Here is a 24,571-nt window from a genome sequence, read left to right on the forward strand (position 1 = left end):
AACTGTCTATTATAACGAGCTTTCAGATGTCCCCCACCTCTTTAGGTGGGGGAAAACAAACTACAACAGCTGGCGAGCATATCTCCCAGCTCGTTGAAACGCTAATTGGAAGATTTTTCTTCTAAAGAAGAAAAATTTGAACAATGGCGTTATAAAAAACTCAGGCTCTATCATACCAAAAAATCATTGATTTGGCCACCGAAAGATTAGCTGCTTTGTTCCTCTTTTCCACCCCATGGACTTCTTCTGCAAATCCCCTCAAACCACGTACTGGCAGGATGATTTTCAAAGAACATAAAGATTATCGGAATAATCAGCAGTGTGAAAATGGTGGAAGACAGCAGACCGCCAATAATAACCCATGCCATACTTACCCTGGTCTCCGCCCCTTCGGACATAGCAAGAGCCGTTGGCATCATGCCCACTACCATAGTAATGGTGGTCATCATTATTGGCTTAAGACGGACCTTTCCCGCCTCCACAATGGCCTCATAGGCGCTGTAGCCCCGGCTTTGTAAGGTCATGGTATAGTCCAGCAAAAGAGTACCATTCTTGGCAACCACACCGTCCATAACCAGTATACCGATCATGGAATAAAGATTAAGCGTATTGTTGGTAAACAGCAAAAAGAGTACGGCACCAATAATGCCCAGTGGCAGGGAAAACATTCTGATAAATGGCGTAATTAACGACTCGTAAAGCACTGCCAACAACATATAAATCAGCACCATGGCCATAATAAGGGCCATAAAAAGCTGCTGGAAGGAATCGTCCATTTTATCGGACTGACCGGTGAATCTATAGGTCACGCCCTCCCCCAAGTCCACGTTTTTCAAGGCCTTTCTTACATCCTGAAGCACTTCATTTAACGGTCTGTCCCCCGCATTGGCAAAAATGGTAATGGACCGCTGCTTGTCGACCCGTCGGATTCTAACTGGGCCTGTGGCGTATTTCATATTAGTAACATCACCAATAAACATGGTTTTTCCGTTCACGTCAATGGGAATGGAGGCCACATCCGAGGCCTTGAATCCATCGGCCCCCTTAAAACGCACGTTAATATCCGTGTCCTGATTATTGTTCAGTGGGTCATTGCTGATATTTCCCGCCTTTTTTCCTGAAATTGCTGAGGAAATGGCATCATCCACATCTCCCACGGAAACCCCCATGGCCCGAATTTTATCCCGGTCCATGGTAAGCCGTAGCTCCGGTGATCCCTCCACGTAGGAGGAGGCCACATCTGTAATGCCCTGAACCTTGGTGTTCAGCACATCCTTTACCTTGTTTGCAGCTGCCACCAGCTTTTCATTGTCCATACTGCGAAGCTCAATGCGCACCGCACCGCCGCCCCGCATTCCACCGCCGGACACACCGGCCACAGAGGTCTGGGTTTCTGCTACGCGAATAGTGGCATCATCAATCCCCATGCTGAAGGCCCGCATTTCGTCCGCCACTTCCCATACACTGCGGCTGCGATCCCCCCAGTCCTTCAGCTCTACTCTGATACGCCCCTCGTTGGAGCTGCTGCCTCCGGCGTTGGCCAGATAATGCTTCACCTCGGGGATAGTGTCCAGCTTTTTCTCTATCCTGGTAATAACCTTATGGGTTTCATCTGCAGTATAGCTAACCGGCATTTCCACAAACATCTGGAAGCTGCCCTCATCGGTGCGGGGCATAAATTCTGCCCCCACAGCCCCCAATGGTATCAGGGCCACGGAACCAATAAACAGGGCCAAAGCCCCCAAAAGCAGCTTTTTCTGATTGGCAAAGCTCTTTTTCAAAAGCTCCTCATACTTAGCAACGGCCCTTTCCTCCAGCCTGTCCATAAATTCCCACAGTTTTTTCCTGGAAGGGTGATAGCCCTTACGATAGAACTTTGAGGCCAGCATTGGTGTAAGGGTAAAGGATACAAAAAGGGAAAACATCCCTGCAAATACAATAGTAAGGCCGAACTGGCGGAAGAACTGCCCCGTCATGCCGGACATAAAAGCGATTGGCAAAAAGGTCACCGCATCGCACAGGGTAATGGCCACTGCCGCCATACCGATTTCCATTCGGCCATTTTCCGCCGCCTCATCAGGAGCCTCCCCCATTTTAAGATGGCGTATAATATTTTCCAAAACAACAACGGAATCATCCACCAATATACCAATACAAAGGGTCATACCCATCAGTGACATCATGTTAAAGGTAAATCCTGCAGAATACATCACGAAAAATGTAGCTATCAAGGAAGTTGGAATAGCCACCATAACCGCCGCCATGGAACGCCAGCCCCGCAAAAACAGGAACAGCACCAGGCCGGTGGTAATAAGTCCCTCAATGAGAGTGCCCAAGGTATTATTTAAGGAACTTCGCACATAATCCGCATCATTGCTGGTAACAGTAAACTGGTAATCGGGATTTTCCCGGCGGATTTTTTCCAGTTTTCTTTCGATATTGTCCGCAGTTTCCACCACATTGGCGTCACTATTTTTGAAGATAAGCATCATCACCGAGGATTTGCCGTTAAATTCCCCATAACGGTTCACCCGGGCATTCTGATGTCGCACAGAGGCCACTGAAGTAAGTGGAATCAATGCCTTGTTGGAATTCTGAACAAATATTTTTTCAATATCCGAGGCCTTTTCATACTGGGCCACCGCCCTTACATCGGACTTGTATTTATCCGTATATATGGTGCCCGATGGCAGCAGCTTGTTTTCCTTTTTGATGGCCGTCACAATATCATTGAGGTTCAGCTTGTAGGCCGCCATCTTGTCCTTGTCCACCTCAACGGCCACTTCCTTGTCCAGACCGCCGAAGACCTCTATTTCAGACACGCCCCCCGCCTGCTGCAGCTCGTCAGCAAATACTTTGTCCACCTTGGAATACATATCCGACATGGAATGCTCCGAGGTTACTGCCACTTCCACAATAGGCTCGTCATTATCGTCACGCTTTATAACCACCGGCTCATCCGCTTCATCTGGCAGATTGTACCTTATGGCCTCCACCTTCTTGGTGGCATCAATGGCGGCGCTATCCGCATCTGCATCAAACTCCAGCTCCACAGTAACTCTGGCCCGCTCATACTGGGCAGTGGATTGAATATTTTTAACATTGGAAAGGGAGGACAGGGCCTCCTCCACAGGCTTTACCACCTGCTGCTCCACAGACTCCGCACTGGCACCGGGATATTTCACCATTACCGTAATATAGGGGGTATTTACCGCCGGCAAAAGCTCCACCCCGATACGGATAAAGCTGAACAAACCCAGCACAACAAAGAGGCATACAATCATGGATATGCCCACTGGACGTTTAATGGAAAATCTTGTAATATTCATCAATTTCCATCACCTGCTTCATCCGGGGATTCCAATATTACCTTGCCGCCATTCTTCAGACGGTCAATGGAGGAAACAGCCACTATTTCCCCTTCGTTTATACCAGTTAGGATTTCCACCTCATCATCGTTAATAAGTCCAATGGTGATTTCCCGTTCCTCCACCGTCTCCGTATAAGGATTATAAATAAATACAGTGGTTTTACCATTTTTTGATAAAAGGGCATCCTTCGGGGCAAATATGGTATCCCGGCGCTGCAAAATATCCAAGGATGTTCTGGCAAATAATCCCGCCTTAATATCCCCCTTGGCCACATCAAGGGAAATGCGGACAGAATATGACTTGGAATCATCGCTCATGGCTGGGCTTACATATACCACCTTGCCATTATATGTGGCACCCATGGCATCAATGGTGACATCCACAGGCATCCCCGTGGCCAGAAGAGCTGCATCATTTTCCGACAAAGAGCAGTCCACGTATAGATGGCTGTTATCCACCAAGGTCAGGACCTTGGTGCCCGCAGTAAGATAGCTGCCCACCTCCACATTGCGATAACCAATAATACCGCCTCTGGGAGCCCTTATAAACATATCCTCCCGCTGTTTTCTCAGAGCATCCACGCTGTAGGCATTCTTTCTGGCATTATACAGCTTGGAGCGGACGCTGGCAGGAGAGCTGCCGTTATACTGGTCCATAAGGGCATCGTATTCCGCCTTGGAGGTAACATAGGTATTCTGGGCGGTTTCCAGCCGTTCCAGGGAAATAGCACCAATATTATAAAGATACTGCTGTCTTTCGTAACGACTTTTTTCAATCTCATAGGCAGCACCTGCCTTGGCCAGCTTGGCGTTATAGGATGCCTCCTCCGTTTCCGTATCGGCCAGGGCGGCCTCTGTAGCCGCCTCCCCCTGCATAATGGCAATATCCAGATCCCCCGTGTCCTGCTCGAGAAGAATATCACCCTCTGATACCTGGTCACCCAGCTGAACATTTACTGACTTCACATGGCCATTGTATTTAGGAGCCAGTACAATGGTGGCATCGGCCGTGGTATGGCCTGACAGCACAATATGACGCTTCATGTCAGCCCTTCGCACCTGATAGGTGGCAATCTTCGGCAGGGCCAGCTCCGGCTTTTTGTCATTATTCCTGCCCTTTACAAAGAGAAAATATCCCAATACTAAAACCAGCAGCAGGCATATTGCTCCTGCCACCCGAAACTTTTTATCCTTCTTTATATTTGACCAATCGTGGCGCATTGCTTACCTCCACACCCACAATATATTTAAATTTTTCTTTTTTTCAGGGAATTTTTAGTATATCTGCGATATAATATATTCATACATTATATTTTAGTCTACAAATGTTTTTTTGACTATTATTTTATTTTTGAAAGGTGGTTTTTATTAATGTTTTCAGTTGAATTTAAGCCCGGTATTTATTGGGTGGGCTCCATGGACTATTCCATGCGCAGTTTCCACGGCTACAGCACTGACCGTGGTTCTACCTACAACGCCTATCTTATTATTGACGACAAAATAACCCTTATCGATACTGTAAAGGCACCATTCTGTATGGAAATGTTTGGCCGCCTCAGAACTGTTATTGACCCGGCCAAGATTGATTATATCGTGTCCAATCACGTTGAACCTGACCATTCCGGTGGTATTCCTTTTATGATGCAGCATTGTCCTAATGCCAAAATCGTTACCAGCGACCCTAATGGTCTGAAGGGGCTCACTGGCCGCTATGGAGAGCGGGATTATATAGCCGTAAAGGCAGGCGATACCCTGTCTCTCGGCAAGCGCACCCTCACCTTCGTACCTACACCTATGCTTCACTGGCCAGACAGCATGGTAACCTACTGCCCTGAGGAGGAGCTGCTCTTCGCCAATGACGCCTTTGGCCAGCATCTGGCCACCACTGCCCGCTTCGAGGACGAAACTGACCTGCATGAGGTTATGCATCAGGCCAAAAAATATTATGCAAATATTCTCATGCCATTCGGTGCACAGGCCACCAAGGCCATTGAAGCCCTCAGCGGTCTCAAAATCAGCATGATTGCCACCGGCCACGGTGTTTCCTGGAGAAAGCATATACCTGAAATCATTGATGCCTATAAGGACTGGAGCTCCTTCAAGAAAACCGACAAAGCTGTTGTGGTTTTTGATACCATGTGGCACACCACTGAGATTATGGCCAAAAATGTGGCTGACGCCTTTAACAAGGCCGGCATTGAGCCAAAGCTCTTTGACCTTAGATGCGACCATATATCCGATGTTATGACAGAGCTTCTTGATGCCAAGTACATCGCCGTGGGCTCCCCTACCATCAACAACCAGATGATGCCATCCGTGGCCGCTTTCCTGTGCTACATGAAGGGTCTGGCTCCAAAGGGCCTTAAGGGCTTCGCCTTCGGCTCCTACGGCTGGGGCGGCCAGAGCATTCCACAGGTGGAAGAAGCACTGAAGGACTGCAAGGTAGAAATTGTCCTTGACCAGCAGAAGATACAAAACACCCCAACCCCACCACTTCTTAAGGCATTACAGCAGAGTGTTGTGGACTTAGTGAAAAAAGATAAGTAATTTAATAGCCTGCCCCGCCGGGACTGTTCAATTATACAATCCCGGCGGGGTATTTTTTGATTATTTGCAAATACAAAAAAAGAGCTGTGAGTCAACCCCCAAAGGGTTATTACTCACAGCTCCTTATTTTATTACTTTACAATACTTTATTCTGCTTACTCAGCAGCTGCTTCTGCCTCAGCTTCAGCCTCCGGCTCCACAGTCTGGGTAGGTTCATCTTCATAAACTACCTTGATGTTACGATAGCAGCCCATGCCGGTACCAGCCGGAATCAGCTTACCAATAATAACATTTTCCTTCAGGCCAAGGAGTGGATCAACCTTACCCTTGATGGCAGCATCAGTCAGGACACGAGTGGTCTCCTGGAAGGATGCGGCAGACAGGAAGGAATCAGTTGCCAATGCAGCCTTGGTGATACCAAGGAGAATTGGCTTGGCAACAGCCGGCTCCTTGCCCTCGGCAATAGCCTTGGTGTTTGCAGCCTCAAAGCTGTTGATGTCCACATATTCACCTGGCAGGAAGTCGGTGCCACCATAGGCCTCAATGCGAACCTTATGGAGCATCTGACGAACCATAACCTCAATATGCTTATCGTTGATACCAACACCCTGCTGCTTGTAAACCTTCTGTACCTCGTATACGAGATAGTTCTGGGTTTCCTTCAGGCCGCAGACACGAAGAATATCATGTGGGTTGATGGAACCCTCGGTGAGCTTGTCACCAGGCATGATATGGTCGCCATCCTTGGTAGCAAGGCGGGAGTTGAATGGCAGAACGTATTCCTTTGCCTTCTCCTTGCCTTCCTTAGGAGTGATGGTAACAGTGAAGATTTTATCCTTCTCGGAAACGGTAACGTCACCCTCGATTTCAGCGATGATGGCGTTGTGCTTAGGCTTACGTGCCTCGAACAATTCCTCTACACGTGGAAGACCCTGGGTAATATCGTCGCCGCCTGCGACACCACCGGAGTGGAATGTACGCATTGTCAGCTGGGTACCAGGCTCACCAATGGACTGGGCTGCGATGATACCAACAGCCTCACCCACGTTAACCTTGGTTGCATTGGCAAGGTCACGACCATAGCACTTGATGCAGACGCCGTACTGAGACTTACAGGTCAGTACACTGCGGATGGAAACCTTGTCGCGAACCTTAACGATTTCTTCAGCAAGCTTTTCATCAATATCATCATTAAGGGAAGCAATCTTCTCACCAGTCTCAGGATTTATAATATCCTCAGCCAGTACACGGCCTACGATACGATCCTTGAGAGGCTCGATAACGCCGCTGCCCTCGACAATAGCTTCAACCTCAATACCGCGGATGTTATTGTTACGAACCTTAACTTCCTTGGCATCGCTGGAAAGAACAGCCTCAATGTACTCCTCAGTGAGAGGCACACCGGCAGGAACGATTTCCACGCCCTGGCTGTCAACAACAGCTGCAGTAGTGTCCTTGCCCATCATCTCTGCTACCATTGCAGACTTGATGGACTTTCTGATGTTCTCATCAGGAGCACCAAGCTTAACGGTATCAGTAGCTGCGGCATTGGTAATAGCAGCATCGCTGTTGGAAGAAGAGCCACGGAGAGTAATCTCAGCCACACCGACCTCGCCGATGGTCTTGAGAATTTCCTCATCAAGGGTTACACCCTTTTCAAAGATAACCTCACCAGTCTCCGGACTGATAACATCGTTGGCCAGAATACGGCCAGAAAGAGTATCCTTTAACTGCTCCACTGCAGCTGCAGCAGATTCAGCCAGCTTGGCACGCTCGCGAATGAGGTTAATGCCTACAACGTCACAGTCTTCCTCACGAACGATAACGTCCTGTGCAACGTCAACCAGACGACGGGTAAGGTAACCGGAGTCAGCAGTTCTAAGTGCTGTATCTGCCAGACCCTTACGGGCACCATGGGAGGAAATGAAGTAATCGGATACGGACAGACCCTCACGGAAGTTTGCAGTAATTGGAATTTCGATGGTCTTACCAGATGGATCAGCCATGAGACCACGCATACCAGCAAGCTGACGCATCTGGGACTTGTTACCGCGGGCACCGGAGTCGGCCATCATGTAGATTGGGTTAAATGGCTCGTTGTCTGCGTAGTTGTCATACATTGCATCGGCAACCAGATTGGTGGCATCGTCCCAAACCTTGCAGACCTTCTTGTAACGCTCCTCATCACTGATGAGACCGCGCTCAAACTGGCGCTGGGTCTTCTTAACCTTAGCCTCTGCCTCATCCAGCAGGGCCTGCTTCTTCTCAGGAACCTTGATATCAGAGATAGCAACGGTCATACCTGCGATACAAGCATAGTGGTAACCCAAATTCTTAACATTATCGATAACAACGGCAGTCTCGCTGGCACCAAGAGTCTTGAAGCAAATGTCAACCAGCTTGCCCAGCTGTTTCTTGTTCATGAGCATACCGAGGGACCACTCGCCAGTCTTCTTGTCCTGGCTGAACTGACGTACAGCCTTTGGCAGGGTCTCATTGAAAATCATACGGCCCAGGGAAGTACGAACAAGACCGTAATCCTTTATTACATTGCCATCCTCATCAACATCCTTCATGCGGACCTTGATTTCAGCCTGTATATCAAGCTCCTGATGCTGATAAGCAAGGAGTGCCTCGTTGATACCAGTGAAGATTTTGCCCTCACCTACTATAGGTCTGCCCTGGCTGGAATTTCTTACAGCGGTCAGATAGTAGGAACCCAGAACCATATCCTGGGAAGGAACGATGATAGGACCGCCATCCTTAGGAGCAAGGATGTGGTTTGCTGCCAGCATCAATACACGGGCCTCAGCCTGTGCCTCAGCAGACAGTGGGAGATGGATAGCCATCTGGTCACCATCGAAGTCGGCGTTGTACGCAGTACATGCCAATGGATGGAGCTTCAATGCACGACCCTCAGTAAGAACTGGCTCGAAGGCCTGAATACCGAGACGATGCAATGTAGGTGCACGGTTCAGAAGAACTGGATGCTCCTTGATTACGCCTTCCAGTACATCCCAAACCTCGTCCTTGGCACGCTCTACCATGCGCTTTGCAGACTTGATGTTGTGGGCGATACCATCGGAAACCAGACGCTTCATTACGAATGGCTTAAAGAGCTCCAGCGCCATCTCCTTAGGGAGACCACACTGATGAAGCTTCAGCTCAGGACCTACTACGATAACGGAACGACCAGAATAGTCTACGCGCTTACCAAGGAGGTTCTGACGGAAACGGCCCTGCTTACCCTTGAGCATATCGGACAAGGACTTCAGCGGACGGTTGCCAGGACCGGTAACTGGGCGGCCACGACGACCATTATCAATAAGGGCGTCAACAGCCTCCTGAAGCATACGCTTCTCGTTACGGACAATAATATCAGGCGCATGAAGCTCCAAAAGGCGCTTCAAACGGTTATTTCTGTTAATTACACGACGATACAGGTCATTGAGGTCAGAGGTTGCAAAACGACCGCCATCCAGCTGTACCATTGGACGCAGCTCTGGTGGAATAACTGGGACTACATCCATAATCATCCAGGAAGGCTTGTTGCCGGACTTACGGAATGCCTCAACAACCTCCAGGCGACGAATTGCCTTGAGACGACGCTGCTGGCTGGTTACAGTCTTCAGCTCATTGGTCAGCTCCTGATGCAAAAGATCAAGACGGCTGATAATGCCCTCCTCCGGCTTCTGCTGATCCTCAGGGAGATCTTCTTCCATTTCAACAAGCAGTTCCTTGATGGCCTCAGCACCCATGCCTACCTTGAAAGCAGCGGAAGAATACTTGCTGCGATACTCGCTGTACTCCTTCTCGCTGAGGAGCTGCTTCTTGCTGAGCTCGGTAGTACCAGGGTCAATTACTATATAAGAAGCAAAATATAAAACTTTCTCCAGGGCTCTTGGAGCAATGTCCAGCACGAGACCCAGACGGCTTGGAATTCCCTTAAAGTACCAGATGTGAGATACAGGAGCAGCCAGCTCAATGTGCCCCATTCTCTCACGACGAACCTTGGCACGGGTAACCTCAACACCGCAGCGCTCGCAGATAGTACCCTTATGACGAATTCTCTTATATTTACCGCAATGGCATTCCCAATCGCGGGTTGGTCCAAAGATACGCTCGCAGAAAAGGCCTGCAGTTTCTGGCTTTAAAGTACGATAGTTAATAGTTTCCGGCTTGGTAACCTCACCATAAGACCACTCTCTGATCTTATCAGGAGAAGCCAGACCTATACGCATTGAATCAAAGTTATTTACATCCAACAAGGGCGTGTCACTCCCTTCCATTATTCATTGTCATCATTATCGGCATCAAACTCAACAATCAGGTCATTGTCAGAATAGTCATCTTCTGCCTCAGTATCATCTTCCATGTACTCATCAACAGCTGCAGGGGCATTTCCGGAGTCATCTACACCGTTTACGTCCACATCCAGCTCATTGGCGGCATCTCTGATATCTTCCTCATCGTCCTGAACCATAATCTCGTTGGCATTCTCATCCTGAACCTTAATATCCAGACCAATACTCTGGAGCTCCTTGATGAGAACCTTGAAGGACTCTGGTACACCTGGTTCTGGGATATTCTCACCCTTAACGATGGACTCATAGGTCTTAACACGGCCCACAACATCATCGGACTTAACAGTCAGAATCTCCTGCAGGGTGTAAGCAGCGCCATAAGCCTCCAGTGCCCAAACCTCCATCTCACCGAAACGCTGACCACCAAACTGTGCCTTACCACCCAGAGGCTGCTGGGTAACTAAGGAGTAAGGACCAACGGAACGGGCATGAATCTTATCATCAACCAGATGATGCAGTTTCAGCATATACACGCAGCCAACGGTAACCTTGTTCTTGAAAGGCTCACCAGTACGGCCATCGTAGAGAACAGTCTTGGCATCCTCATCCATGCCGGAAGCACGAATTGTATCGAATACATCCTTCTCACGGGCACCGTCAAATACTGGGGTTGCAATATGAACGCCAGCCTTGTCGGACTTAGGCATACCATACTTGTCAAAGTCATAACCAATAGCACGGAGACGCTTCTCAACAGTAGGGTCACCGTTCTTAATCTGAGTACCGATATTTCTGACAGCCATACCCAGATGAGTCTCCAGGATCTGACCAATGTTCATACGGGAAGGTACGCCCAAAGGGTTCAGAACTACATCTACTGGAGTACCGTCTGGGAGGAATGGCATATCCTCTTCGCGCATGATACGGGAAACAACACCCTTGTTACCATGACGACCGGACATCTTATCACCTACAGAAATCTTACGCTTCTGGGCAATGTAAACGCGAACCATGTTGTTTACGCCAGGATTCAGCTCGTCGTTGTTCTCACGGCTGTATACCTTGACATCAACAATCTTGCCTGCTTCACCATGAGGAACTCGCAGGGAAGTATCGCGAACCTCGCGGGCCTTCTCACCAAAGATGGCACGGAGGAGACGCTCCTCTGCGGACAGCTCGGTTTCACCCTTTGGAGTTACCTTACCAACCAGAATATCGCCGGTTCTTACCTCAGCACCGATACGGATAATACCATTTTCATCCAAATCCTTCAGATTTTCCTCGGAAACATTTGGAATATCCCGGGTAATTTCCTCTGGTCCCAGCTTGGTATCGCGGGCCTCGCAGTCATACTCCTCAATATGAATGGAGGTGTAAATATCTCTCTTAACAAGGTTTTCACTAAGAAGAATAGCATCCTCGTAGTTGTAACCTTCCCAAGGCATGTATGCAACGATAATGTTGTAGCCCAATGCCAGCTCGCCGTGGTCAGTGGCAGGACCGTCAGCGATAGGCTGCTTGGCCTCCACCACATCCCCCTTAAATACTATAGGGAGCTGGTTTATGCAGGTGCCCTGGTTGGAGCGCATAAACTTCTGGAGCTTGTACTCGTCAAGATCACCGTCTTCAGTACGAATAACGATCTTGTCGGCACTTACGGAATCAACAACACCTGCACGCTTAGCCAAAATCATAACGCCAGAGTCACATGCTGCCTTGTACTCCATACCAGTACCAACCAGTGGAGCCTGGGTACGAAGAAGCGGAACTGCCTGACGCTGCATGTTGGCACCCATCAGTGCGCGGTTGGCATCGTCGTTTTCCAGGAATGGAATCATGGCAGTTGCAATGGAAACCACCTGCTTAGGTGATACGTCCATGTAGTCAACCTTTTCACGACGAACCTCAGTGGTCTCCTCGTGAACACGGGCTACTACTCGCTCATTTACAAACCAGTCATTTTCATCCAATGGCTCGTTGGCCTGAGCGATAACCAAAGTATCCTCAGCGTCAGCAGTGATGTACTTAACATCATTGGTAACGCGCTTGTTTTCCTTATCGATACGGCGATATGGGGTCTCCATAAAGCCATACTTATTAATACGGGCATAGTTAGACAGAGAACCAATCAGACCGATGTTAGGACCTTCTGGGGTCTCAATAGGACACATACGACCATAATGGGAGTTGTGTACATCTCGAACCTCGAAGCCCGCACGCTCTCTGGACAAACCACCAGGACCAAGGGCAGACAGACGACGCTTATGAGTAAGCTCTGCCAGTGGATTGTGCTGATCCATGAACTGGGACAGCTGGGAGGAACCGAAGAATTCCTTTATTGCTGCCACTACAGGGCGAATGTTGATGAGGTTCTGTACTGCAGAAATGTCCTCCTGAGTGGACATGCGCTCACGAACTACGCGCTCCATACGGGTAAGACCAATACGGAACTGGTTCTGCAAAAGCTCACCTACGGAACGTACACGACGGTTGCCCAGATGGTCAATATCATCAGTGCGGCCTACGCCATGCATAAGGTTCAGCAGATAGCTGATGGAGGCAATAATATCGTTAACAGCGATGGTACGCTTCTTGTCAATAAGAGTTGGGGAGCAAATCATGTCCAGCATGTCCCCCTCATCATTCAGCTTCACCTGAACGATAATAGCCTTGCCCTCGCCGAAAATACCCTTCTCCTGGTCATCGGTGATTTCATCAACCAAATCCTGGGTAATCAGCTCATTGGCTGGTACAACTACCTCGCCGGTCTCCTGATTTACCAATGGCTCAGCCAGAACCTGGCCTACCAGGCGATGCTTCCAGCCCAGCTTCTTGGTAATCTTGTGACGTCCAACAGTAGCCAGATCATAACGCTTCTTGTCGAAGAAAAGGCTGCGGAGCATGGAACGGGCATTATCTACGTTAAAAGGCTCGCCCTGACGAAGTCTCTTGTAAATCTCATCCAAAGCAACTTCTTCAATGGTTCTGCCCTCTACGCCCTCAGTAGCATCACGCTCAAGGGTAGCAACGATTGCAGGATCATTGTTGAAGAGTGCCAGAATTTCATCCTTGGTACCGAAGGACAAATCAGAGGTCAGCACCTCGATGTGGTCCTCGTTACGGCCGGTTTCAGCGGCACTTGCAGTGCCATCGGCAATCTGCTGGTTTCTTGCAATTTCTGCCTTGTTGATGAAATCAAGAGCACGCAGGAAAACAGTTACAGGCAGCTTACGGGTTCTATCAATACGAACAGAAATAACATCGTTGGTATCAGTTTCAAGCTCAATCCAGGCACCACGGTTAGGAATAACAGTAGCGTTAAACAGGGACTTACCGGAAGAATCCACAGTAACACCGTAGTATGCACCTGGGGAACGTACCAACTGGCTTACGATAACGCGCTCTGCACCATTGATAACAAAGGTACCGGAGTCCGTCATAAGAGGGAAGTCGCCCATGAAGATTTCACTGTCATGGAACTCACCATTTTCCTTGTTAATACGACGAACTTTTACGCGAAGAGGTGCAGAATATGTGGCATCTCTCTCCTTGCTCTCCTCCAGGCTATACTTAGGCTCGCCCAGAGAGTAATCCAACAGTCTTAATTCAATCTTGTTCTGGAAATCAGTGATTGGGGAAATATCCTCAAAGATTTCCATAAGGCCAGCGCCCTTGGTACCCTTTTCTACATCGCCAATAAACCATTCATAGGATTTCCTCTGAATGTCAAGAAGATGTGGCATCTCCATAACTTCTTTGATCTTGGCATAGCTATACCTGGTTCGTTTGCCTACCGGCACAGGATGAAACATTAAGAACTTCACTCCTTAGCTAAAAAATAACAAAAATGACAAAAAATTCGCACACGAAAAATAAACAGATTCACAACACCTCTTCATGGGCTAAAACCACACGACGCATTGCCAAATGTCCGAAAACACCTGATGAATCCATTTAATACCCCTTGCACGAACTTATTCACTATTTTCATGATGGCACAGGCCACCACTACAGTTTTTAACCTGTAGCAATTTATTCTATCAATATATATTATTTATGTCAAGGAAAAACTATCATATAATAACAAAAAAGCTGTGAAAAATGATTGCTCATTTTCCACAGCTTTATGTTTTAGTTAGAAGCTAGATATAAAGCAGAAATTACTTCAGCTCTACAGTTGCGCCAGCAGCCTCGAGGGTACCCTTGAGAGCCTCAGCGTCAGCCTTGGACAGGCCTTCCTTAACAGCAGCAGGAGCGCCATCAACGAGAGCCTTTGCTTCCTTCAGGCCGAGACCAGTAGCCTCACGAACAGCCTTGATTACGTTGATCTTGCCAGCGCCAGCGTCCTTCAGGATTACATCGAACTCGGACTTCTCACCAGCAGCGCCACCCTCTGCAGGAGCAGCAGCAGCTACAGCTACAGGAGCAGCAGCGGATACGCCGAACTTCTCCTCAGCAGCCTTTACGAGTTCGGAAAGCTCAAGAACAGTCAAATTACCAATTGCCTCTAAAATCTCTTCGTTAGTCATTTTTATTTCCTCCAATTTTAAACAATAATTTCTTTTTTAATATAATTAAGCAGCGGTCAGATTAAGCGGATGCCTGCTCTTCCTTCTGCTTGCGAACTGCGTCAAGCACATTGACGATGCTGCGGAGCATAGCGCCCATAACACCAACAGTGTTGGATACTGGAGCCTGCATGCTGCCGAGCAGCTTGCCGATGAGGACCTCTCTGGAAGGCAGAGAAGCGATAGCCTTAACCTCGTCAGGGCTTACTACCTTACCCTCAACAATACCACCCTTGACTACGAGCTTTTCCTCTTCAGCCAGGTTGTTCTTCTTGATGAACTCGCTGATAACCTTTGCAGGAGCAACTGCATCCTCAGCAGAATATGCCAAAGCAGTAGTACCCTCGAGGAATGGAATCATATCATCGAGACCTGCCTCCTTGGCAGCAATACGAGTCATTGTGTTTTTGATTACATGGTAGGTAACACCAGCCTTACGGAGTTCTACACGAAGTGCAGTATCCTGAGCAACGGTCAGTCCCTTGTAAGAAGTGATGACAGCACCCTTGGAGCTAGTGAGAATTTCTTTTAAGTTAGCAACAATTGCCTTCTTCTGTTCTGTAACAGCCATGAATACACCTCCTTTTTATAAAATATATAAAGAGCAAAAACGGCCTCCGGCTGATTTACCGGAAGCCGCATATTCATGCGTAAGCATCCGGCCTCGGCAGGCGTCTCCTTTAAATGAAGCCTAAACTTCATACCTGCTGTCTACAGCCATAGACTATTTTATTATACAGCCCACAAAAAATCAAGCATGTACTACTGGAACACCAGGGCCCATAGTAGAGCTGATGGTGACAGAGCGGATATACTGACCCTTTGCAGCAGCCGGTTTTACTCTAATTAATGTATCCATCAAAGCATTGAGGTTCTCTACGAGCTTCTGAGCATCGAAGGAAGCCTTGCCGATAGGACAATGAACATTACCAGCCTTATCAGTGCGGTATTCAACCTTACCAGCCTTGATTTCGCTGATTGCCTTGCCAAGATCCATGGTTACAGTACCGAGTTTAGGGTTTGGCATCAAGCCTCTAGGACCGAGGATTTTACCAAGACGACCAACAGTACCCATCATATCTGGAGTAGCTACAGCGACATCAAAGTCAGTCCAGCCACCCTGGATCTTAGTAACGATTTCGTCGGAGCCAACAAAGTCTGCACCTGCAGCCTCTGCCTCTTCAACTTTTGCGCCCTTAGCAAATACTAATACGCGCTTGGACTTACCAGTACCATGTGGCAGCACCATTGCGCCACGAACCTGCTGATCTGCATACTTAGGATCAACGCCTAAGCGCACATGAAGCTCAATAGTCTCGTCGAACTTTGCAGTTGCAGTCTTCTTTACGAGCTCAACAGCTTCCTCAACAGTGTAAACTTTACCAGTCTCAAGAAGCTTTGCAGCATCCTGATACTTCTTACCTGCTTTTGCCATTTTAAAAATTTCTCCCTTCGTGGTAATAACGGATTTTCCTCCCACGAGCACGAAATCAGTTATTAGTCAACGATTTCGATACCCATGCTGCGAGCAGTACCCTCGATCATACGAGTAGCAGCTTCAATACTTGCAGCGTTCAAATCTGCCATCTTGGACTCAGCAATCTCCTGAGCCTTTGCGCGAGGCAGCTTTGCAACCTTGTTCTTGTTTGGTTCACCAGAAGCCTTTGCCAGACCTGCAGCCTTCTTCAGAAGTACAGCAGCTGGAGGAGTCTTGGTGATAAAGGTAAAGGATCTATCCTCAAATACAGTAATCTCTACTGGAATGATGAGACCAGCCTGCTTAGCAGTTCTCTCGTTAAATTCCTTAACGAACGCCATGATGTTAACACCAGCCTGACCAAGAGCAGGACCTACTGGAGGAGCTGGGGTAGCCTTAGCAGCCTCAACCTGCAACTTTACCATCTTTGCAACTTTCTTTGCCATTTTATATACACCTCCTTAAAAGGAAATCAGCTTTTTTCTACCTGATCAAAGTCAAGTTCAACAGGAGTTTCACGACCGAACATATCAATAAGAGCCTTAACCTTGCCCTTTTCGTTGTCCACGGAAACAACCTTTGCTGCGTAGTTTTCAAATGAACCGGATTTAATTTTAATGACTTCGCCAACTTCAACATCAATGTTGACAACAACCTTGGCTTCGCCCATTCCCATCTTGCTGAGAATGTTTTCCATCTCAGCCTCACCGATAGGTGTAGGATCTGTACCGGAACCGACAAATCCAGTAACGCCGTCAGTATTTCTTACGTCGAACCATGTCTTTTCGTTGACAATCATCTCGACGAATACATAACCAGGGAAAAGCTTTCTCTTAATTACTTTTTCGACGCCGTTCTTCTTTTCGATCTCATCCTTTACAGGAACAAGCACATTGAAGATTTTGTCTTCCAATCCCAGGGAACTGACTTTTCTCTCAAGATTGGACTTAACCTTATTTTCGTATCCAGAATAGGTATGCACAGCATACCAATGTCTTTCAAGCTTCTTTTCAGATTCCATACGCTTGGATGCCCAGCATCCCTACCCTCCAGTCTTAACGTAAAATTAGATTAAACAACCTTGTAAAGAACGTATCGCATATCCAAATCAGAGAGCATACAATGAATACTGTTATGGATACCACAACAGTATATCTGCCCAGCTCTTCTTTAGTGGACCAGGATACCTTTTTCATTTCAGCCGAAACTTCACGCAAAAACTGCATAGGGTTAAAACCTGAAGACTTCGTCTGAATTGCTGACGCTTTCTCGTTCGTCAATGCATTCACATCCTGTCTGATATTGCAACCCTTACACTCTACTGCTAATTACTTGGTTTCCTTGTGCAGTGTGTGCTTCTTGCAGAACTTGCAATACTTGTTGAATTCGATTCTATCTGGATCGTTCTTCTTGTTCTTGTTGGTCTGATAGTTGCGACTCTTGCACTCAGTGCAGGCCAACGTAACCGCATTGCGCATCGTATGCACTCCTTACTATTGAAAATTATGTACACTTAACAAAATGTCACTAACATAATTTATCATAATATATACTGAGTGTCAACAGACATCAGTATTAAAATGCAAATAAAGGACATCTCGTTTTATGGCATAAATAAAACCCCTTTATTAAGGGGCTAAATTTAGTAATTGGTGGCTGCGAAGAGACTTGAACTCCTGACACTCCGGGTATGAACCGAATGCTCTAGCCAGCTGAGCTACGCAGCCATATATATGGAGCTGATAACCAGATTTGAACTGGTGACCTCATCCTTACCAAGGATGCGCTCTACCGACTGAGCTATATCAGCATACCAAGCTTTTGGTTGCGGGAAGAGGACTTGAACCTCTGACCTTCGGGTTATGAGCCCGACGAGCTACCGACTGCTCCATCCCGCGATATTAAGAAGATATAAAATGGTGGGCAGGGATGGATTCGAACCATCGTAGCCTACGGCGACGGATTTACAGTCCGTTCCCTTTAACCACTCGGGCACCTACCCAGTATCTTCACTTGGCGGCGGTTTTCACTGTGATGCACTCATATCAGTGCGTCTTTTGTGTTTCCCGCTGACAGGTATATATACTACCATCTTATTTTGGGTTTGTAAAGCACTTTTTTTATTTTTTTCTTATTTTTTTCTTTTTGCTCTGTCACGAAGTCTGCGTGACCTGTCATTACGGCCTTTATGGGCACTTCCCTTTCTGTTGGCATACTTACTTTTAGCCATTTTTGCCTGCTTTTTTTCAGCCTGCTGTTTTTTCAGTGCCAGCTCCTTTTCCCGCTTTTCTCTTTTTATTCTTGAGGCCAGACTTCTTCCGGAAATATCCTTTGTAATATGATTTTTTATCCCGGCCTCGATTTTTCTCAGCATATTGTACTGGCGGGCATTTACAAAGGTAATGGCCACACCCTGCTGTCCTGCACGTCCAGTACGGCCGATGCGGTGAATATAGCTCTCAGTATCCTGAGGAATATCGTAGTTAAATACGTGGGTTACGCCCTCTATATCCAGACCACGGGCTGCAATATCCGTGGTAACCAGAATCTGGAGCTTGGCCTCACGGAACTTTTTCAGCACATTGGTACGCTGCAGCTGGCTCAGCTCACCGTGGAGTTCATCTGCCAGATACCCCCGCTTGGCAAGGTTCATGGCCACCTGGGACACCCGGGTACGGGTCGAACAGAATACCATGGCAAGATATGGCTGCTCCTCATTTATAAGCTCACAAAGCTTGTCCAGCTTGGAGGTTTCCATGGTATCCACCACACGCTGTTTAATGGTATCCAAAGTAATGTGCTCGGCCTTTATCTCAATGTGCTGAACCTGGAACATGTAGCGATGGGCAAGAGACTTTATGCGGTCAGGCATAGTGGCAGAAAAGAGCATAATCTGTCTGTCCTTGGCCATGGTGGAGAGTATAGTCTCCACATCCTCAATAAAACCTCGGCGAAGCATTTCATCTGCCTCATCAAGAACAATCTTGTTGGTGGTGGAAAAATTCAGGGTACGACGGCGTAGATGATCCAGTATTCTCCCCGGGGTACCAATAATAACATGGGGATCCCGACCCAGCTTATGCTTTTGGCGCTCAATATCCTGACCGCCATAAATTGCCAATGAACGTACCCCTGTGGCCTTATCCAGATGAGCCGCCACCTTGGAAATCTGAATGGTCAGCTCTCGGGTAGGGGTAATAATCAGGGTCTGAACATTATCCGCCTGGGTCTTTATCTTGTCATACAATGGCAGCAAAAAGGCCAGGGTCTTTCCCGTACCGGTCTGGGCCTGAACAATGGTGTCACGGCCGTTTCTAAGAGCCGGAATGGCTTGCTCCTGAACGGGAGTAGCCTCTCTTATACCAATTTTCTTCAAGGCATCACAGAGGGGCTGTGAAACACTTAATTCTTTAAATAACTTCATAATAATCCCTCATATACATATATACAGATAGCTCCCCCATTTGGGGGAGCCAATTTTATAAGACTTATTTATTCTCGTACTGTGCTGCCAATCGCTTCTGAAGCTCCTCATCAGCAAGGAAATCATCGTAAGTAGTAAACTTATCGAATACGCCACCCGGAGTAAGCTCAATAATGCGGTCAGCAATGGTCTGTACAAACTCATGGTCATGGGAGGTAAAGAGCAACGTTCCCTTGAAGGCAATAAGGCCATCATTGAGGGCAGTAATAGATTCCAGATCAAGATGGTTAGTAGGCTCATCCATCAAAAGTACATTGGCACCACTGAGCATCATCTTGGAAAGCATACAGCGAACCTTCTCACCACCGGAAATAACAGAAGCCTTCTTCAAGCTCTCCTCACCACTGAAGAGCATACGGCCCAGGAAGCCGCGAACGAAGGACTCATCAGGGTCCTTGGAATACTGACGGAGCCAGTCAGTAAGGCTCAGCTCACAGCCCTCGAAATACTGACTGTTATCATTCGGCAAATATGCCTGAGTGGTAGTAACACCCCACTTAAAGGTACCCTCATCAGGCTCCATTTCCCCCATGAGAATCTGGAACAATGCAGTTTTTCCGGCACTATTAGGACCAGTAAAGGCCACCTTGTCTCCCTTCTTCAGGGTAAAGCTTACATTATCAAGCACCTTCTCCCCCTCAATAGTCTTGGAAATACCCTCAACTATCAGCAGCTGATCTCCTGCCTCACGGTCTGGAGTAAAGGCTACATAAGGATAGCGACGGGAAGACGGCTTGATGTCATCAAGGGTAATCTTCTCCAGCAGCTTCTTACGGGAAGTAGCCTGCTTGGACTTGGAAGCGTTGGCGGCAAAGCGGGCAATAAATGTCTGCAATTCCTTAATCTTTTCTTCTTTCTTCTTGTTGGCGTCCTTGGCCATCTGCAATGCCAGCTGGCTGGAATGATACCAGAAATCATAGTTGCCCACATAAAGCTGGATTTTACCAAAGTCAACATCCGCAATGTGGGTACATACCTGGTTAAGGAAGTGACGGTCATGGGATACTACAATAACGGTGTTTTCGAAATCTGCCAGGAAATCCTCCAGCCACTTAATGGACTCCAAATCCAAATGGTTGGTAGGCTCGTCCAACAGAAGAATATCCGGATTGCCGAAAAGGGCCTGAGCCAACAGAACGCGCACCTTTAAGTCAGGATCCATCTCAGACATCATCTTGTTGTGATGCTCCTCGTGAATACCAAGACCATTTAACAGCTTGGCGGCATCAGCCTCTGCATCCCAGCCGTTAAGCTCAGCAAATTCTGCTTCCAGCTCACCAGCACGGATACCATCCTCATCGGAGAAATCAGGCTTGGCATAAATTGCATCCTTTTCCTCCATAATATCTACCAAATGCTGGTTACCCATAATAACTGTACGGATAACATCATACTGATCAAAGGCAAAATGGTCCTGCTTCAGTACGGACATGCGCTCACCAGGGGTAATATCAATGGAACCCTTGGTAGGCTCAATATCGCCGGAAAGCAGCTTCAGAAAGGTGGACTTGCCAGCGCCATTGGCACCGATAACGCCATAGCAGTTTCCCGGAGTAAACTTAATGGAAACGTCCTTAAAGAGCACGCGCTTACCGAACTGGAGTGTAACACCATTTGTTGAAATCATTGTAAAAAAATCCTCTCTATACTGTTTTAAAAATTACTATATATATTAATCATGAATTCAAAATTGCATGATAATAATCTAAAATACTTTGGCCATAGCCAACACCCGGCACAGCCCAGCGACCGTTAAGGTCCTGCCACTGGTTCAGGGTATTGCTGCCATATACCCCCCTTACCAGGGAATAACGTGGATCAACCACCGGAGTAACGGGCCTCTTGGTGGAAACGTAGGCCAGCAAATGCTGGATGTGGGCTCTTACGCCAACCCGTGGAGACTCGAAAAATGCTCCCTTTACAGTGGCACTGGTGGTTCCCAGTCCGCAATAATTGTTCTGGGCGGGGATAACTGTACCGCCATAGCTGAAAAAACCTGTTTCCTTCAATGCCTGGGCAAAGGCAATATCCGGACGGATGCCCTCCAGTGAGGCCTCCTCATAATAGTAGTTTACCAGTTCCTCGGGAGTGGTATTAAGAAGCGGATTTGGGTTATTCTTTAAAAGATACCTTACACACTGCTCCCGGGTAGCCACTGCGCTGCCCATAATATTCATCTCATTTGAAGACGAAGGCAATACTGCAACAGGCTTTTCCACAGGCACCGGGTGAAGTATTTCCTCAATTCGTTCTGCAAGACTCTTTTTCTTGTCAGCAACAGTTTTTTTATCGGTAATAACCTTGGTTTTACTGCCATTATTATATGTTCTTTCTGTGGAAACTCTGGCCTTTTCAACGGAACCAGCAGGATTATCGGCAACGTTTTTTGCCTCTGTTATACTGCCGCAGTTTATTACAGCCATTACACCCAGGGCACATAAAAAAACCATACAATTCTTCTTGAAAAACACCCCTAAGACCTCCCAAATACTTTTTAAATCTCGTATTCAAGCCTTCCTACGGCCCTCCAGTACCTTTAAAATACCGTATAACCCAAGGCCAAAGCCTATTCCCGCCGTAAGACTTCCCCACAGGGGAACCAGCATCAGAGTAAAAACTCCTGCCAAGACTGATATATTATCATTAATCGGTAAAAATTTCAAATCGGACAGCAAATAGCATCCTGCACCTATAACAGAGGCAGCAAAAATTACGGGATAATCCTTAAGTTCCATCATCATAGGACCGCAAAACAGCAGAAAAAACAAAAGAATTGCCGTAAAAATAGCAGGCTTGACAGGATTCTTGCTGTTATACCTTCCCGCAGCCGACACTTCAGCCACGCTCATGGCCCCTGCTGACAGCAGTCCACCAATAAGTGTCCCAAAGCCATTTATTGCCAGCAGCTTCCCCTCTTTTTCCTGCATAGCCCTGGCCACTGCCAATGCATCAAAGGCCAAAAAGAGAAATACCACTAAAACTGAAGCTGCCAACTCAAATATTTTACCAAAATCTACATGAAATACTGTATCAGTAAATCCTTCCGGCAGAGAAAAGAGATAGGCCGGAAGTTCCACATAGCCGTTAATCAGGGCCATAACCACAGCCACCAACAGGCCAGTGGCCAGTCCCTGTTCCTTCTTCCTGCCGAGGAGAAACATCACTGCCAGCAGGCTCACCAAAGTAATCATAACCAAAGGATCATTTAGGCTTCCCATGCCAGTTATCTGGAATGGTGCCCCTATAACCAGCCGCCCCATAACCAGCCCCCTATATATAAGAAGGATTCCCATGGAGGCAGGAATTACGGTACCCAAATATTCCGGCAAAATACTCAATGCTCTTTCATGCCAGCCTTTATAGAGCAATGCCAATATCAGCAGCCCTGCCAAAACTGGTACCGCCACAACCTCCTGCCAGGTATATCCCTGACAAATAACGAGATCGTAGCACAAGAAGCTGTTAAGCACTATGCCCGGAGCCACTGCCACCGTCATTTTATAACAGGCAGCCACCAAAGTGCCAAGAATTGAGGCAAGTACTACTGCCGTATAGGCCCCGTTAAAGGGCACACCAGCCTTCTGCCACATGATGGTAACCACCATAATATTCACCAAAATCAAAGTGAAATTGATAAGGCCTGCCAAAAATCCCTTATCCGTTAATTTCTCCATAATATATCACATCGCATAAAGAAATCAGTCTATAACATGACAGTGACATGGCATAGACTGATATACACTACTTATCCATAACATTAATGGAATTTGGCTCATCCTCGTCCAAATCCTTGTCCAAAACATGCTTGCCAAATACTGTGATGGTATAGTACAGACCCACGAAGAATGGCAGATATTCTGCAATAAAGCGCCAGGATACCGCCAGTATACCTACAGTACCCGATGGCACGCTCTCACTGAAGAGGTACACAAAGCCGCCCTCAGCAATGCCGGATCCTCCCGGAGTAGGAGAAAAATACAGCAGAATATTCAAAAACATCATGCGTCCCATTACTGTAAGCCAGTCCACAGTGACCCCAAGTCCCATCATAAGGAATGGAACAACCATATAAATAAAAATCAGGCTAAGTCCGGATTCAAAGAAAACCCGTATCATGGACTTGGGAGAGGAAGCCAGCAATACAATGGCAGACTTGCTGTCCCTGTACATGTCGATAAATTTTCTGCTCCACTTTTTGGACAGCTTTCTGGCTATTTTCACCGCAAGATAGTCAAAGGCATTTTTGCGGATACCATAGGCTGCCACCAGCATCAATATAGTTGCAGTACCAGCAACATAAACCATTACCGCATTGGAAACACCGGGCAATATTCCCTCATCGTGAAGGAATATAAAAGGAAGACAACATGCCAGAAAAAATATAGACACCACCGTACGGACCAAAGCCAGTACAGCAGCCTTCCCCCCCGGGACTCCGGCCCTGCGCAAAAACATCACCTGTGCTATGGCACCTGCAGCAGCGCCCGGCCCCAGCATAGCAAGAAAGTAATTGCCAAAGACCACCTGAACTGCCTGCTTCAATGTGATATTTTCCCCGGAAATTTTCACCATGTGCATTAATCTGGTTCCATCCAGTACAAGCCCAACAGCCATGGCCAATATTGCCAGACCCACGGACCAGGGCTGGAACATATATAAATTGGTAATTGTATTAATATCCACAGTAAAATAAATTACCGCAACAGATATTACCAACACCAATAAGAATAAGCTTAATATACGCCCATAAACCTTATTCATTCAGCAACTCCTTAAAAAGAAATCAGCATTATTATACCACAATATATCATTTGCTGTCTT

17 protein-coding genes, 4 tRNA genes and 1 other annotated feature are annotated in these 24,571 nt (G+C 47.3%); of the genes, 1 reads left to right on the forward strand and 20 read right to left on the reverse strand.

The window, feature by feature from the left end:
- Nucleotides 1-206: 206 nt before the first annotated feature.
- Complete coding sequence (locus T525_RS15330) at nt 207-3,329, reverse strand: efflux RND transporter permease subunit (RefSeq protein WP_051533619.1); 3,123 nt, start codon at nt 3,327-3,329, stop codon at nt 207-209.
- Nucleotides 3,329-4,591, reverse strand: coding sequence for an efflux RND transporter periplasmic adaptor subunit (locus T525_RS0113310; RefSeq protein ID WP_027407582.1), 1,263 nt, complete (start codon nt 4,589-4,591; stop codon nt 3,329-3,331). Before T525_RS0113310 ends, T525_RS15330 begins: the two co-directional genes overlap by 1 nt.
- Nucleotides 4,592-4,741: 150 nt before the next feature.
- Between T525_RS0113310 and T525_RS0113315 the strand changes: the two genes are divergently transcribed.
- Nucleotides 4,742-5,917: an FprA family A-type flavoprotein gene (locus T525_RS0113315; RefSeq protein ID WP_027407583.1), complete on the forward strand. Its 1,176-nt coding sequence runs from the start codon at nt 4,742-4,744 to the stop codon at nt 5,915-5,917.
- Between the two features lie 155 nt (nt 5,918-6,072).
- Here the strand turns inward: T525_RS0113315 and rpoC are convergent, their stop codons facing one another.
- The 18 genes from rpoC to T525_RS15345 all read right to left on the reverse strand — a co-directional run bounded on the left by rpoC (nt 6,073) and on the right by T525_RS15345 (nt 24,511).
- Nucleotides 6,073-10,185, reverse strand: a complete 4,113-nt coding sequence (rpoC, locus tag T525_RS0113320) for a DNA-directed RNA polymerase subunit beta' (protein ID WP_027407584.1) — start codon at nt 10,183-10,185, stop codon at nt 6,073-6,075.
- A 20-nt stretch (nt 10,186-10,205) separates the two neighbouring features.
- A complete protein-coding gene (locus tag T525_RS15335) occupies nt 10,206-14,033 on the reverse strand; it encodes a DNA-directed RNA polymerase subunit beta (RefSeq protein WP_037325728.1) in 3,828 nt (1,275 codons plus the stop codon).
- A 348-nt stretch (nt 14,034-14,381) separates the two neighbouring features.
- On the reverse strand, nt 14,382-14,750 hold the full coding sequence (gene rplL / locus T525_RS0113330; protein WP_027407585.1) for a 50S ribosomal protein L7/L12: 369 nt from the start codon (nt 14,748-14,750) through the stop codon (nt 14,382-14,384).
- A 61-nt stretch (nt 14,751-14,811) separates the two neighbouring features.
- Nucleotides 14,812-15,360: a 50S ribosomal protein L10 gene (rplJ, locus tag T525_RS0113335; protein WP_027407586.1), complete on the reverse strand. Its 549-nt coding sequence runs from the start codon at nt 15,358-15,360 to the stop codon at nt 14,812-14,814.
- 25 nt (nt 15,361-15,385) lie between these two features.
- Nucleotides 15,386-15,524: a sequence feature (ribosomal protein L10 leader region), on the reverse strand.
- A gap of 16 nt (nt 15,525-15,540) precedes the next feature.
- Nucleotides 15,541-16,224, reverse strand: a complete 684-nt coding sequence (gene rplA, locus T525_RS0113340; protein WP_027407587.1) for a 50S ribosomal protein L1 — start codon at nt 16,222-16,224, stop codon at nt 15,541-15,543.
- 62 nt (nt 16,225-16,286) lie between these two features.
- Nucleotides 16,287-16,712: a 50S ribosomal protein L11 gene (rplK, locus tag T525_RS0113345; protein ID WP_027398041.1), complete on the reverse strand. Its 426-nt coding sequence runs from the start codon at nt 16,710-16,712 to the stop codon at nt 16,287-16,289.
- A gap of 26 nt (nt 16,713-16,738) precedes the next feature.
- On the reverse strand, nt 16,739-17,287 hold the full coding sequence (gene nusG / locus T525_RS0113350) for a transcription termination/antitermination protein NusG (RefSeq protein ID WP_027407588.1): 549 nt from the start codon (nt 17,285-17,287) through the stop codon (nt 16,739-16,741).
- Nucleotides 17,288-17,321: 34 nt separating this feature from the next.
- Nucleotides 17,322-17,492, reverse strand: a complete 171-nt coding sequence (gene secE / locus T525_RS15990) for a preprotein translocase subunit SecE (protein ID WP_071997220.1) — start codon at nt 17,490-17,492, stop codon at nt 17,322-17,324.
- Between the two features lie 102 nt (nt 17,493-17,594).
- Complete coding sequence (gene rpmG, locus T525_RS0113355; protein WP_027398039.1) at nt 17,595-17,744, reverse strand: 50S ribosomal protein L33; 150 nt, start codon at nt 17,742-17,744, stop codon at nt 17,595-17,597.
- 172 nt (nt 17,745-17,916) lie between these two features.
- Nucleotides 17,917-17,993: transfer RNA gene (locus T525_RS0113360), tRNA-Met, on the reverse strand.
- Between the two features lie 7 nt (nt 17,994-18,000).
- Nucleotides 18,001-18,076 (reverse strand) — tRNA-Thr (locus T525_RS0113365).
- 12 nt (nt 18,077-18,088) lie between these two features.
- A tRNA-Met gene (locus tag T525_RS0113370) sits at nt 18,089-18,164 on the reverse strand.
- Between the two features lie 19 nt (nt 18,165-18,183).
- A tRNA-Tyr gene (locus T525_RS0113375) sits at nt 18,184-18,268 on the reverse strand.
- A 129-nt stretch (nt 18,269-18,397) separates the two neighbouring features.
- The gene (locus T525_RS15340) at nt 18,398-19,690 is read right to left on the reverse strand and encodes a DEAD/DEAH box helicase (RefSeq protein ID WP_037325730.1); all 1,293 of its coding nucleotides are present in this window, start codon (nt 19,688-19,690) and stop codon (nt 18,398-18,400) included.
- A 64-nt stretch (nt 19,691-19,754) separates the two neighbouring features.
- Nucleotides 19,755-21,377 (reverse strand): ABC-F family ATP-binding cassette domain-containing protein, encoded by a 1,623-nt coding sequence (locus tag T525_RS0113385; protein WP_027407589.1) that lies wholly within the window; start codon nt 21,375-21,377, stop codon nt 19,755-19,757.
- A 49-nt stretch (nt 21,378-21,426) separates the two neighbouring features.
- Nucleotides 21,427-22,221: a glucosaminidase domain-containing protein gene (locus T525_RS0113390; protein ID WP_027407590.1), complete on the reverse strand. Its 795-nt coding sequence runs from the start codon at nt 22,219-22,221 to the stop codon at nt 21,427-21,429.
- A 36-nt stretch (nt 22,222-22,257) separates the two neighbouring features.
- Nucleotides 22,258-23,424: a hypothetical protein gene (locus T525_RS0113395; RefSeq protein ID WP_027407591.1), complete on the reverse strand. Its 1,167-nt coding sequence runs from the start codon at nt 23,422-23,424 to the stop codon at nt 22,258-22,260.
- A 67-nt stretch (nt 23,425-23,491) separates the two neighbouring features.
- Nucleotides 23,492-24,511, reverse strand: coding sequence for a lysylphosphatidylglycerol synthase transmembrane domain-containing protein (locus T525_RS15345; RefSeq protein WP_051533620.1), 1,020 nt, complete (start codon nt 24,509-24,511; stop codon nt 23,492-23,494).
- Nucleotides 24,512-24,571: the final 60 nt, after the last annotated feature.

The organism is Anaerovibrio sp. RM50, from assembly GCF_000622005.1.
In the GTDB taxonomy this organism is placed as follows: Bacteria; Bacillota; Negativicutes; order Selenomonadales; family Selenomonadaceae; genus Anaerovibrio.

Coding starts and splice junctions, on each gene's coding strand:
- T525_RS15330 (WP_051533619.1), bottom strand. CDS start 3,329: ATGAATATTACAAGATTTTCCATTAAACGTCCAGTGGGCATATCCATG.
- T525_RS0113310 (WP_027407582.1), bottom strand. CDS start 4,591: ATGCGCCACGATTGGTCAAATATAAAGAAGGATAAAAAGTTTCGGGTG.
- T525_RS0113315 (WP_027407583.1), top strand. CDS start 4,742: ATGTTTTCAGTTGAATTTAAGCCCGGTATTTATTGGGTGGGCTCCATG.
- T525_RS15335 (WP_037325728.1), bottom strand. CDS start 14,033: ATGTTTCATCCTGTGCCGGTAGGCAAACGAACCAGGTATAGCTATGCC.
- rplL (WP_027407585.1), bottom strand. CDS start 14,750: ATGACTAACGAAGAGATTTTAGAGGCAATTGGTAATTTGACTGTTCTT.
- rplJ (WP_027407586.1), bottom strand. CDS start 15,360: ATGGCTGTTACAGAACAGAAGAAGGCAATTGTTGCTAACTTAAAAGAA.
- rplA (WP_027407587.1), bottom strand. CDS start 16,224: ATGGCAAAAGCAGGTAAGAAGTATCAGGATGCTGCAAAGCTTCTTGAG.
- rplK (WP_027398041.1), bottom strand. CDS start 16,712: ATGGCAAAGAAAGTTGCAAAGATGGTAAAGTTGCAGGTTGAGGCTGCT.
- nusG (WP_027407588.1), bottom strand. CDS start 17,287: ATGGAATCTGAAAAGAAGCTTGAAAGACATTGGTATGCTGTGCATACC.
- secE (WP_071997220.1), bottom strand. CDS start 17,492: ATGCAGTTTTTGCGTGAAGTTTCGGCTGAAATGAAAAAGGTATCCTGG.
- rpmG (WP_027398039.1), bottom strand. CDS start 17,744: ATGCGCAATGCGGTTACGTTGGCCTGCACTGAGTGCAAGAGTCGCAAC.
- T525_RS15340 (WP_037325730.1), bottom strand. CDS start 19,690: ATGAAGTTATTTAAAGAATTAAGTGTTTCACAGCCCCTCTGTGATGCC.
- T525_RS0113385 (WP_027407589.1), bottom strand. CDS start 21,377: ATGATTTCAACAAATGGTGTTACACTCCAGTTCGGTAAGCGCGTGCTC.
- T525_RS0113395 (WP_027407591.1), bottom strand. CDS start 23,424: ATGGAGAAATTAACGGATAAGGGATTTTTGGCAGGCCTTATCAATTTC.
- T525_RS15345 (WP_051533620.1), bottom strand. CDS start 24,511: ATGAATAAGGTTTATGGGCGTATATTAAGCTTATTCTTATTGGTGTTG.